A 12,847-nucleotide genomic window follows, 5' to 3' on the forward strand; every position below is an offset into this window, starting at 1 on the left:
CTCACCTCAGTCATATAGGTCTGAAAATTTCTGGATTCCAGAAATTCGGCAAGATTTCCGGCATCAGGCCTCATCCAGCGCAGTATCAGCAGCTTCACCGCCCTGCTGATGACCGCACTAGCCTTCTTACCATTGGAAGGCGAAATCCTTGCCTGGCTCCAGATCCACGATGCGGTCAACGAGCCCTGGGTCGCGCTCGACGACGCCTATTGGAAGTTCGAACGTTGCAAGGACCATTTGGTGGTGTGCGGCTCGTTCACCGGCTTCGACGACAAGGCCAGTGCCGAGCTTCGCACGCACTTTGAAGAGTGCATCTCAATGAAAGTTTTGATCCTTTCCGACCTCCACCTGGAGTTCGCGCCATTCGAGCCAGTGGCTGATCTCGAGTTCGATGCTGTCATCCTCGCCGGGGACATTCATTCGCCGGCCAAGCGCGCCGTCCAATGGGCGGCGGATCGCTTTCGTGGCAAGCCGGTGATTTATCTGCTTGGAAATCACGAGTACTACGACGGTCGAACTGACACGACACTGGCCGAAGCGCGCCGTGAGGCCGAAGGAAGCAATGTCCATCTACTCGACGGTGACGAGCTGGTGGTCGACGGTGTGCGCTTTCTCGGTGCGACGCTGTGGACCGATTTCGCGCTCGCCATCGAGACCCCTGAAGGGCCGGTCAGCGATGTCGGGCGCGCCATGAAGATGGCGACCAATCTGCTGAACGACTACGCGCTGATCCGCACGTTCGACGAGGCGGCAGAACCCAATACATGGCGCGACAAGCAAGGAAGAAAGCTCCAGGCGGCGGACACGCTTCGGATTCATCAGGCGCAGCGCGCGTGGCTGCGAGACAGGCTTTCGGAACCGTTCGCCGGACCGACGGTGGTGGTGACGCACCATGCTCCTCATCGCGGCTCACTGGCGCAGCGCTACGCCGATGACTGGTCCTCAGGCGCCTTCGTCACCGAGCTTCCGGATACATTCTTTGAGGTGCCCGCGCTCTGGATTCACGGCCACACGCATCAGTCGTTCGACTATGGAGTCCGCTCTTGCCGAATCGTGTGCAATCCGCGCGGCTACGTGAACTGGAGTGGGAGGATCGAGAACAAGGCGTTCGATCCTGGGCTGGTCATCGATGCGAACGCTCTTGCCGGAGACAATGGTTCGTGAACTGATCAGCCCATCCGATCGCGCACGGAGCTCCGTCATCGCCGATGCTTGAATAGCCACACTCGTTCCGTTTGCGGACGGCCTCTGTTCCCCCAGGCGGGCTCGCGCGTGCGCAAAGAAGCAGCGGCTGCAAGAGCCCGCCGCTGCTTGCGGCTCGCCGGAAGATCAAGATCGTCGAGATCCCGGTCTCAAGTCCAATTGGCGGCCAGGACCGGGGCCAGACTGCTTTGGTAGCCGGCAGGCAAAGTCGTCTGCCCTGCCGCCGGCGGTGCGAACGCAGCCATCGCCTGCACAAGGTTCTGAACCTGGCTGTCCAACAAGGTCTTGCCTCCGGCCTTGAACTGCTCGACCTGATACTGGTCGCCCAGATACCAGTTGCTCACGGTAAATTTGTCGGCAGAGCCGATGATGCTGACCTCCAGGTTGTTGCCCACTTTCTGGAACCACAACTGGTCGATTGCGATGTCAGAGGCGAACTGAGCCACGTCGATGTTGCCGGCCGTCGCATCGTTCTCCGTGATGGTGTCGATGCCATACCCACGCCCTAGTACGTAGATGTCGTTACCGAGACCTCCGACCAGCGCATCAGCCCCTGCGCCGCCATCGAGCGTATCGTTGCCCGCACCACCTGTCAGTCCGTTGGCAGCCGCATTGCCCGTCAGAATGTCGTTGTAGCTGCTACCGATCAGACTCTCGATGTTGAGCAGCGTATCCGATCCAGAACCACCCGTGGCCTGTGCTGCAGTGGTGGCCAGGCTCACCGTCACTGCCGAAGCGGCATACCCGAATGACACGGTGTCTGTGCCATCAAGCCCGTCGATCACGTTGTTGCCAGCACCGGCATAGAGGACATTGGCCAGGGCATTACCCGTGCCGTTGACTGCGCCGATGGTGTTCAGGTAAAGATTCTCGAGGTTCGCACCCAGCGTATAGCTGATCGAACTGTAGACAGTGTCCGTGCCTTCATTGAGCAGTTCGGTGATTGCATCCCCTGCGTTGTCCACGTAGTAGCTGTCATTGCCGACACCGCCACGCATCACATCCGCGCCTGCGGCTCCGTTCAAGACATTGGCACCACCATCGCCCGTCAGGGTGTCGTTGAAATTGCTCCCCGTCAAAGACTCGATGCCGACCAGCGTGTCCGTTCCCGAGCCGCCCGTCGCTTGTGCCGCCGCGATGGCCAGGCTCACTGTTACCCCCGAGGTGGCATAGATGTAGGAGGCGGCGTCGACGCCATCGCCTCCCGTCAGAACGTTGTCGCCGTCCCCCGCATACAACGCATTGTTCAGCGCATTGCCTGTCGCATTGATTGCGCCTGTGGTGTGCAGCCGGAGGTTCTCCACATTCGCAGCCAGGGTGTGACTGACGTAGGCATAGACCGTATCGATCCCTTCGCCTGCCAGCTCCGTGACCACGTCGCCGGCGTTGTCGACGTAGTAGGTGTCATTGCCAATGCCGCCAACCAGGGTGTCAATGCCGGCACCACCGTTGAGCGTGTCGTTTCCAGCACCGCCGTTGAGCGTGTTGTTGGCGGCGTTGCCCGTGATGGCGTTGTCCTGGGTGTTACCCGTGCCGTCGATGGCAGAAGTACCAGTCAGCGTCAGGTTCTCGACGTTCGCGCCCAAGGTATAGGTCACGGTACTCTGTACGAGGTCCGTTCCCTCATTGGTCAGCTCGGTGATAACGTCGCCCGCAGCGTCGACGACGTAAGTGTCATTGCCTGCACCTCCGATCAGCGTGTCTGCGCCAGCACCACCACTGAGCACATTGGCCCCAGCGTTGCCGGTCAGCTTGTCGTTGTAGGCGCTCCCCGTCAGGTTCTCGATGTTGAGCAGCGTATCGCTGCCGGAACCACCGGTGACCTGAGCGGTTGCGACCGCAAGGCTGACCGTCACGGCCGAAGTGGCATAGCCATAGGAGACGGTGTCAATGCCACCAAGGCCATCGATCACGTTGTTGCCGATGCCGCCGACACTCACCACGTTGTCCAGTGCGTTGCCCGTCGCGTTGATTGAAGCCTGCGTGTCGATGATCAGGTTCTCGACATTGGCGCCCAGCGTGTGGGTGACCGTTGCCCTCACGGTATCAGTGCCTTCGCCGGTCAGTTCCGCTACCACATCCGACGCATTGTCGACGTAGTAGGTGTCATTGCCGATTCCGCCGACCATTGTGTCCGCTCCGGTCGCGCCGTTGAGAGTGTCATTGCCGGCGCCACCATTCAAGATATTGTTGGCAGCATTGCCCGTCAGAACGTTGTCGAGCGCATTGCCCGCGCCGTTGATGGTCTCAGCTCCAATGAGCGTGAGGTTCTCAATATTGGCGCCAAGTGCGTAGCTGACGCTGCTTTGAACGATGTCGGTCCCCTCATTGACAAGTTCGGTCACCAGATCGGCAACGTGATCAACAAGGTAGATGTCGTTCCCCGCACCACCAGCGAGCATGTCGATGCCGGCGCCGCCGTTGAGCGTGTCGTTACCTGCGCCACCGAGCAGAGTGTTGTTTGCAGCATTCCCCGTGAGCAAGTTGTCCAGGGCGTTTCCTGTTCCGTCGATTGCTTCTGCGCCGGTCAGGGTCAGATTCTCGAGGTTCATACCGAGCGTGTAGGTGATGGTGCTTTGCACCAGATCTGTCCCCTCGTTTGCGAGTTCGGTGACCACATCGCCTGTGTGGTCGACAACATAGGTATCGTTGCCTGCACCTCCGATCAACGTGTCCGCCCCGCTTGCACCATCGAGCACGTTATCCATCGCATTGCCCGTGAGCTTGTCGTCGTAAGCGCCGCCAGTGAGGTTCTCGATCTCCACCAGCGTGTCGCTACCGGAGCCGCCCGTAGCTTGCGTCGTCGTCATCGAAAGGTTTGCGGTGACGCCGGAAAGCGCGTACTGATAGGAGACCGTGTCGACTCCGCCCAGGCCATTGAGCACGTTGTTGCCGGCACCCGAGAAAAGGACATTGTTTGCCGCATTGCCGGTGCCGTTGATGGCTGCGCCACCAGTGAGGAACAGGTTCTCGAGGTTCGCGCCCAATGTGTAGCTGATGGCGCTCTGCACGAGGTCCGTGCCTTCGTTGGCTAGTTCGGTGATCACGTCGCCTGCGACATCGACCACGTAGGTATCGTTGCCTGTACCGCCAATCAATGTGTCGGTACCCGCACCTCCAATGAGGGTGTCATTTCCAGCTGCACCGGTCAGGGTGTTATTGGCGGCGTTACCCGTGAGCACATTGTCCAGGGCGTTGCCCGTGCCGTTGATGACCACCGTTCCCGTCAGGGTCAGGTTTTCTACGTTCGCGCCCAATGTGTAGGTGATGGCGCTCTGGACAAGGTCCGTTCCCTCGTTGACCAACTCGGTAACGACATCGCCGGCTTCGCCCACAACAAAAGTGTCATCGCCCGTGCCGCCGATCAACGTGTCATCGTCCGCACCGCCGTCCAGAAAATCATTGCCTTTACCGCCATTGAACACGTTGCGACCAATGCCATAGGTAGTAAAGACATCGTTGAAATCACTACCGATGAAATTCAGGATGTTCCAGGTTCTGTTGCTAAAGTTGTCTTCCCCGAGTATTTCGCTGTATGGTTGGTCATCGTAGTATCTTGTGCGTTCCTCTAACCGAAGGCGAATTCCCGTTGTCATCTGCGCGTAGGACACGGTGTCATGGCCGGCCCCGTAGATTCCCTCGTCGATGTAGCCTCCGCTTGAGATCCCATAATCTCGCCCGGTTACGATAAAAGTGTCATTGCCCAGTCCGCCCTCCAGGCTGCCTCCCTGTTCGCCGCCGATCAGGGTGTCTCCGGCATCCGTCGCGCTGATTCGAGTGATGTGCATTTGGCCATCCGATACAGGAACGCCTTTGAGGCTGTGCACTCCACTCGCAAACTCTCCATACCAAGCGCTGGCCGCGCCGCTCAGGTTGGAGAACAAATCCAGTGTTACTGGATTCACGCCCATCAAAGTGACTCTTTTTCCGTTCTTTTCCAGAACGGTGTTTCCATTCCCGTCGCCCTTGATGGTCACGCCGCCCCAGTTGTCCTGCATGAATTGAATCCGGTCGCCGCCGGCGCCAACCTGAAAACCATGGACCGTGATGTCTCCAGTCACGCTGGTGACCGCAACGTTATCTACTCCCGCGCCCAACACAAAGGTCTGCGTGCCTCGATTACCCAGTAGCAGGTTGTAGCCGCTGCCCACGGTGATCGTTTGGCCGCTTTGCCCCACGTACGCTTGGGTATACCCATTGGATTGAGCGATTGCGCTCAGCATCTGGTCACCGGTGACCTTCAGTGCAGCAAGGGGCTGCAAGATCGCCGAATAGGCACGGAAGGCCTCTGCCGCCATCGAGGCATCGGCACGCGTAAGGAACGTCGCGCCATTGGACAAGTGGTTGCCGAGGTTGAGGTTCTGCGGAACGACGTCGTTCAACTTGGCCTGGATGGCGGGCAAGCGAGCTGCCATGGCGTTCAGCTGATCCTTGATATCAAGGTATCCGACGATGGCGGTGTTCCAGGCCGCCGTCGCACTTTCCGCTGCGGCCGATGCGCTCGTACGTGCGCCCACGCTTTGTGCGGCATTGGCCACCTGTGCCTTGGTCTGCGCATCACTTTGGCTGTTGGCCGCCGCTGCAATGGCGTTGGCGGTCGCCACCTGCCCCGATCTCAGTGCACCGATGCCGCTCAGGACATCGATGATGTCCGTGGGCGCAGTATTGATGATGCGCCAAGGGGCGGGAATGGTGGTCCGGTCGCCGCCGGCGGGGCCGAGGTAGTAGGCGATCTTGTCGTTGAGGCCTGCCTGAGGCAGACCTGCCTGGACAGCCCAGGTCATCTTTCCCCGAATCTCCAAGGCGGCCTGACTGAAGGGCCCTTCACTTGTGGGCAGCACGAATTTCGATCGCAACGAGTCGATCGCAGCCTGCTCTGGCGCGGGGAGCCCTTGTATCGATGCCGCGATGGCCCTGGCTTGACCGGCTGCCATTGCGGCATAGCCCTTGCCGGCATATTCGGCAAAGGCCAAGGCCGCAGCGGATATCGGCCGAACGCCGTCCTTGAACACCGGCAAATCGGTAGCTAAACCGACGTCGCTGATGGTGTGGAGTTTGCCGTCGGCAGTGGAATAGCTGGCCTTGGTGAGGATCGTGTTGCCGTTGACAGTGCTGTTGACGGCCTGCGGGTTCAGATTGATGGATGTCACGCCCAGGCTGACAAGCGAGCGCAGTTCGCCAACATCTGTTTCGCCATCCTGATCCGCATCGACCCAGACTTGCAATTCGCCGAAGTAGCGCTTTCCTGTAACGGCATTGACGCGAGACGTTGCGGCAGAAAGAGCCGTTGCGCCCGCGTTGGCCAAGGTCGCCAATGCCTTGAATCCGTCCTGATTCGCTGGAGGGGCGCCTGAGACTGTGAACTTCTGGCCGAACCACTCGGCAGCACTGTCCACAACGCCGTTGCTGTTCTTATCGAGCACAAGAATCCCGTCCCTTGGCCCCACCCAGCCGACCGTTTGCACTATGCCGGTCGCATTCGCATCGAACGATGCGTTGCTGCGGTCTATCGACACGAGGTCCAGTCCGTCGTCATTCAGGTCGAGCACCAGAGGTAGGGAAAAGCCTGAACCGATTCCGATTGGTGTGACGGTGAAAACTGATGGCTGGCTTTGAAGCGAGTTGATGCGGCTCTGTGCGATTTGCGCCAGTCCTTGATTGGTCAAGGCTCCTGCAGTATTCAGAAGAAGCAACTGAGGAGAGACCTGCCCACTCAGGAATGCGGGTGCCCACCGGTCGGAAACGTAGGGCATGCCCATCCGGTTTGCCAGCGTGTCGAGCGATGCACCGCTGTCCCTGGCCGAGGTCACGCCAGCGACGTTGTCCCCGCTGGCGCTTGCTAGCGCCTGATTCAGCCGTCCCGTCGTGGCGTTCTGATTGGCTGCGGCATCGTTGGCATTGGAGGCGTTTTCGAGATTCGTGATGAAGGTAGCAAGGTCATTGCCCGTGTAGGTTTGACCATCCTGCGTCCAGGACACCGACTTCCAGTTGCCTTCGGCGTCTTGTGCATAAGTGCTCGAGACTTGACCGCTCGCACTATTTTGCTGAACTTCGAATTGCTCAGGCTGAGCAGAGCCTGGCAGGTAGGTACCAGTGACCGTAGTTCGTCCGCCCTCTGGAAGACCAGGAATGATTTCGGTTCGCTTGAGCAAATTCATCTCTGCGTCAAACAATTGAACGACTTCTCTTCCAGAGTTGTAATTGACACTATTTACGAGTGTCGCACCGCCTTCGAGGACGGTCGTAGTGATAAGCGAATTTTGACGCGGCCCGACGCCGACTTCCGCATTGGCAGGGCGAGGGTCAAAGCCCTTCGTCACAGAGCCAGAGGCGGTATTGACCGTGACGCTCCAATGGCCGTCATTTTCTTGATTTACGCGAGTGATTTCCTTAAATTCGAAACCCGACCATCTGGCTGCATACTCTCTGAGATTCAATTCAAAATATGAAATTTCGACTGCCGTCGAGGGAGGGCGTCCAAGATAAAAATCTTTTGCAATTAATGCTGATTGATTAAATTTTTCCAGCGTACTCAAGGCTGAGTTGGCTTGAATGGAAGCCAAAATCGTGTCCAAGCCTTTCGGGGAGTTGTCTCCGCCCACATAGTAATAATCTTTACCAACCGTCAGCGTCTGTCCATTGACGACAAAGCTCCTCCCCTGCAACTGAGAATCTGCAATTGCTTCGACTGCTACTGCGCGAGCTTCTGTAATTCCACGCGCAATGCTGTATTCGCCTGGGGTTGAGTATTTGTTTATGTCAGGCAATCCCACCAAAGGGTCGCGCCAATCGGCTTCATGCTTTCCTTCGTGCGCTCCAATAATTGCAATGCGCAGCGCGCTATAGAGGGTTTCAAAGGGGGTGCCAATCTTAAAATCATCTTGCGAAAAATGCTGGCCAACGGGAAGACCTGGAATTGCCCCAGGATTAAAAAATACGCCCGTCCTCGTTCCAATGAAAAATGGATGGTTGTTTGCCGCCGCAGCCTCATAGGTCGCAATCAACTCCGGAGAGGAGTTGATGATGTCTATGTGAAGTTGGGTCCACTTTGCTGATGTCGATGTTACGTCACTATTTACTTGAAAGAGGGCTTGTCCATTTGCCATCTTTGTATTCAGGGATAGCGTCATATTTATCACCTTATTGGTAAATTTCCGAAGCAATAACTGACTGCAGGCATCCATCCTTTTCGCCTACAAAAAAGGAAACGACTTGCTCTCTGGAATCATATTTCCGGGAAACCCTGTATATTGAAGGCCAATTGTCTGGCCTGACTCCAAAAACAACTCTGGTTGGAACAACCTCAAATACTTCCATAAATATTCTTTCGGCCTGCCATTTTTTCACGCAGCCAGGAATTGGAAATGAAACATCCAATATTCTCTTGTTGTTATCCATGGTCCATTTCTTCAGCCCGACCACCCTCCCGGAGAACAACCCCTCGTCCATCTTCACCGCCTCGTCATTTCCATACGTGAACTCTTTCGGGTTTTGGGTGTTTTCAGGGAATTTTGCAAATTCGTAGCCAATTCTATTTTTATAGAATTCAGCACTCCCTAGTTGGCCTGCATCCAGCCCTTCCTTTAACGCATGAAGCAGCTCTTCTGGAGTCCTCACTTTTTTTACAGGCAGCCTTGAATTCATCGAAGAAAGCGTACTTACTGTGCAGCCGGGGAGAGGTATCAAAAAAAATCCGCCAACAAGAAGGCAGCTCAGTAGCTGGGCGCCAATTTTTGATGAGAAGCCTGTTGGCCTTGGTTCGTTGATTTTTTTGCGCATTTGATTTGATCTTGGAAATTGGAGATCTTCTGCTCTACAAATCGGCCCATCGATAATTTCTCGCCGCTCGCGAGAAATTTACTCATCTTTCTCTAAGGCCCTCCGACGTCGCGCGCTGAACAGGGCTCAAAAGAAATTCAATAACTCTTCGCTTGCCCGTCTTGATCTCCGCCGTGAGATTCATCCCCGGACTGAGCTTGATCGGCCTGCCATCCACATCGATGGTCGTGGCGCCCAGGCTCAGCGTCACCGGGAAGATTGCCCCACGCTTCTCGTCATTCACCGCGTCCGCAGTCACTGTCTTCACGGTCGCATTCACCGTGCCGTAGCGCGTGTACGAAAAGGTCTCCAGCTTGATCGTGGCTTCCTGTGCCGGACTCACGAAGCCGATGTCCTTGTTCTCCAGCGTCACCTCGGCCGTGACCTGCGCGCCGTCGGGCACGATCACCATGAGCGGTTGCGCTTCCGTGACCACGCCGCCTTCCGTGTGCGTTGCCAACTGCTGCACCGTGCCCGCCACTGGTGCCTTGAGCGTCGTGAGCCGCTCGCGCTGCCCGGCCTTGGCCAGGTCCTGCGTGCCCTGCTGTCGCTTGAGTTCGGCCGCGGCTTCCCGCGTTCTCAGGCTGTGCTTGGTCTCCGCGATGTAGGCCGCCCGTGTGTTCTCGCTCTCACGCAGCGTCGCATTGGCCTCCGCCAGCCTCGCGCGCTGCGTTGCCAGGTCACGCTCCAACTCGATACGTTCCCGAGTCCGGTCCTGGTTCGCATGGCTGGACATAAAGCCCTGCTTGGCCAGTTGCTGGAAGTCGGCCTCTCTCTGCTTGGCAATCGGCACTGTGGTCTCCAGCTTGGCAACCATCTCGCGCACCGTGGCAATCTCGGCTTGCCGACGAGCGATCTCAGCGGTTGCCTTGGCCAGCTTGGCGATGATGTCGCTCCACTCGTCGCTCAGTTGCGCCTTCGCGGCATCTGCATCGACAGCCGTCCATCCGGAGGGGATGTCCTTGCTCAGTTCGGGTGAACGTACGGTTGTCGGCACATTGAGCGCCAGCAAGAGTGCCCTTGTGCGCAGCACTTCGGACTGCATCGACTTCAACTGCTCGTCGATGCTGGTCTTGTCGGCATTGGCTGTGGTGGGATCGAGCTCGACCAGTGCCTGTCCTGCCTCGACATGGTCCCCGTCCCGCACCAACACCCGCTTGACCACGCTCACCTCCAGCGGCTGGATGATCTTGGTGCGCTCGCTCACGATGATCTTGCCGGGTGCCACTGCCACGATGTCGACCTGCCCGAAGATGGACCAGGTCAAGGCGATAAGGAACAGCGCTATCAGTGCGTAGGCCAGCCGCCTGGGTGCAGGGTGAACCGGCGTGTCCTGCAGGCTCAGGGCTGCCGGCAAGAAGGCGGCTTCATCGGTCAGGCGCTTCGGCCCAGCCAGTTCGTGGCGATGCTTCCAAGCGGCCTTGAAGATGGCGCTGTAGCGCCCCAGCAATTCGAAGACCGGATGACGCATGTCCCGCGAGGCTCGTACATGGGGCGCATTGGCCGCAGGAGCGGTGGTGGAAACTTCCGGCGTCATACGGTTGCCCCCGATCCAGCACCTTCGGTCGGATGCCCACCGCCCTGCATGTTCCACAGGTGGGCATAGATGCCCTTGGGCCGGCTCAGCAGGCTCTCGTGCGTGCCGCCTTCGACGATCTTCCCCTTGTCCATCACGATGATGCGATTGGCATGCCGCACGGCACTCAAGCGGTGGGCAATGATGAAGACGGTGCGCCCTTTGCAGATGTGTGCCATGTTGCGTTGCACGATGGCCTCGCTCTCATAGTCCAGCGCGCTGGTGGCTTCGTCGAAGATCAGGATGCGCGGGTGCGTAAACAGGGCTCGGGCAATAGCGACGCGCTGGCGCTGCCCGCCTGACAGGCTTGCCCCTTGCTCACCGACCATGGTGTCGTAGCCTTCGGGCAGTTCGCTGATGAACTCGTGGGCACCTGCCAACTGGGCCGCATGAATCACGGCGTCGAGTGGCGCGGCGGGATCGACGATTGCGATGTTCTCGCGCACGCTGCGATTGAAGAGTGTGTTCTCCTGCAGCACCACACCAACTTGCCTTCTGAGTTGCGCCGCATCGATCAGGCTGATGTCGATGCCATCGACCAGCAAGCGCCCTTGCTCGGGGGTGTAGAGACGCTGGATCAGTTTGGTCAGCGTGCTCTTGCCAGAGCCCGAACGCCCCACGATACCGATGACTTCGCCGGGGCGCACGTCCAGGCTGACGCCGTTGAGCACGGGCGCTGCTTCGGGCCGATAGCGGAAGGTCAGGCCATCCAACGTCACGCGGCCCTTGAGGGTTGGGAGTTGTGCTGCCGTGCTCGGAGGTACTTCGGTGCGGGTGTTGAGGATGTCGCCCAGCCGGGCCATGGAGATGCCGGTCTGCTGGAAGTCGGTCCACAGCTGCGCCATGCGCATGATGGGTTGAGACACCCGCTGGGCGAACATGTTGAAGGCGACGAACTGCCCGACCGTGAGGTCGTTGTTCATCACGAGGTGTGCGCCGTACCAGAGGGTGGCGGCGTTGACGAGCTTGCCGATGAGGTTGACACCTTCGTGCGCCCAGCTCGCGAGGTTCTGGGTTCTAAAGCTGGCCGAGATGTAGGCGGCGAGCTGGTTGTCCCAGCGGCGCCCGAAGGCGGGCTCAAGCGCGGTGGCTTTCACGGTCTGGATGGCGCTGACGGCCTCCACCAGCATGGCCTGGTTCTCGGCGCCGCGCGCGAACTTCTCGTCCAGGCGCCGGCGCAGGATGGGCACGACCGCCAGGCTCAGGCCGAAGTACAGCGGCAGGCTCACGAGCACGATCAGCGTCAGGGGCACGCTGTAGAACAGCATGATGGCCACGAAGACGATGGAGAAAACGACGTCCAGAAGCACCGTCAGCGCGTTGCCGGTCAGGAAGCTGCGGATGTTCTCGAGCTCGCGCACGCGGGCAACGGAATCGCCGACGCGCCTGGCCTGGAAGTAGGCCAGCGGCAGTTGCACGAGGTGGCGGAACAGCCGCGCGCCGAGCTCCACGTCGATGCGGTTCGTGGTGTGGCTGAAGACGTAGCTGCGCAGGCCGTTCAGGAGGGACTCGAAGACAACGACCACCAATAGGCCGATAACGAGCACATCCAATGTCGTCATGCCGCGATGCACCAGCACCTTGTCCATCACGACCTGGAAGAACAGTGGGCTGACCAGCGCGAAGAGCTGAAGGATGAAGGAGATGAAGAGCACTTCGCCCAACAGCTTGCGGTGCTTGACGAGGCTGGGGATAAACCAGGAGAAGTCGAACTTGGCGAGTTCACCTGCAAGACTGGCACGACTGGTGAAGAGGATGAGTTCGCCGGTCCAGTGCGCGGCGAAGACGTCCATCGGTTCGATGATGGGACGTGCCGCTTCTGCCGAAGTGGCAGAGGGGTCCTGTAGCAGCACGCGCTGAGCGTCGCACTGGGCGAGGATGACGAAGCGCTGGGCGCCATCCTCACCGCGAAGCACAGCAAGAGCGGGCAGCGGTGTCAGGGACAGGCGATCAGGCGTGGTGCGAGAGAACTTGGCCTTGAGGCCGAGGTGCTTGGCTGCGCGCAGCAACGTGGCGGTATCGATCGGCTCGGAGGGTGTCAGACCCAGTTGATGCGAAAGCAGTGGTGCATCGGCTGCGATCTGGTGGAAGCGTGCGATGGTGCACAGGGCGATGAGAGACGGGTTCGCAACGGCCCCTGTCTCAGGGACCTCTTGCGGCGACGCGCCAACCTCCCCGTGCTGCTGTACGACCATCCCCCCGACGCCCATTTGAAATCCCTCGAATGTTCTTCTGAAACATCAAGATACT

5 protein-coding genes are annotated in these 12,847 nt (G+C 58.8%); 1 reads left to right on the top strand and 4 read right to left on the bottom strand.

Annotated elements, in window-relative coordinates; genetic code table 11:
* Positions 1-108 precede the first annotated feature (108 nt).
* Positions 109-1,164, top strand: coding sequence for a metallophosphoesterase (locus tag FFI97_RS28110; protein WP_185993736.1), 1,056 nt, complete (start codon positions 109-111; stop codon positions 1,162-1,164).
* Positions 1,165-1,352: 188 nt separating this feature from the next.
* On the opposite strand, the gene FFI97_RS28115 is transcribed toward FFI97_RS28110, so the two are convergent.
* The 4 genes from FFI97_RS28115 to FFI97_RS28130 all read right to left on the bottom strand — a co-directional run bounded on the left by FFI97_RS28115 (position 1,353) and on the right by FFI97_RS28130 (position 12,792).
* Positions 1,353-8,333, bottom strand: coding sequence for a beta strand repeat-containing protein (locus FFI97_RS28115; protein WP_185993737.1), 6,981 nt, complete (start codon positions 8,331-8,333; stop codon positions 1,353-1,355).
* 10 nt (positions 8,334-8,343) lie between these two features.
* A complete protein-coding gene (locus tag FFI97_RS28120) occupies positions 8,344-8,982 on the bottom strand; it encodes a hypothetical protein (RefSeq protein WP_139701535.1) in 639 nt (212 codons plus the stop codon).
* Between the two features lie 82 nt (positions 8,983-9,064).
* Complete coding sequence (locus FFI97_RS28125; protein ID WP_139701536.1) at positions 9,065-10,558, bottom strand: HlyD family type I secretion periplasmic adaptor subunit; 1,494 nt, start codon at positions 10,556-10,558, stop codon at positions 9,065-9,067.
* Positions 10,555-12,792, bottom strand: a complete 2,238-nt coding sequence (locus FFI97_RS28130; RefSeq protein WP_082818266.1) for a type I secretion system permease/ATPase — start codon at positions 12,790-12,792, stop codon at positions 10,555-10,557. Before FFI97_RS28130 ends, FFI97_RS28125 begins: the two co-directional genes overlap by 4 nt.
* Positions 12,793-12,847: the final 55 nt, after the last annotated feature.

The sequence above is a fragment of the Variovorax sp. KBS0712 genome (assembly GCF_006323185.2).
Lineage (GTDB): Bacteria > Pseudomonadota > Gammaproteobacteria > Burkholderiales > Burkholderiaceae_C > Variovorax > Variovorax boronicumulans.

What these genes read in the sequence shown, in the direction of transcription:
- FFI97_RS28130 (WP_082818266.1), bottom strand. Translation starts at nt 12,792, where the DNA reads ATGGTCGTACAGCAGCACGGGGAGGTTGGCGCGTCGCCGCAAGAGGTC.
- FFI97_RS28120 (WP_139701535.1), bottom strand. Translation starts at nt 8,982, where the DNA reads ATGCGCAAAAAAATCAACGAACCAAGGCCAACAGGCTTCTCATCAAAA.
- FFI97_RS28110 (WP_185993736.1), top strand. Translation starts at nt 109, where the DNA reads ATGACCGCACTAGCCTTCTTACCATTGGAAGGCGAAATCCTTGCCTGG.
- FFI97_RS28115 (WP_185993737.1), bottom strand. Translation starts at nt 8,333, where the DNA reads ATGACGCTATCCCTGAATACAAAGATGGCAAATGGACAAGCCCTCTTT.
- FFI97_RS28125 (WP_139701536.1), bottom strand. Translation starts at nt 10,558, where the DNA reads ATGACGCCGGAAGTTTCCACCACCGCTCCTGCGGCCAATGCGCCCCAT.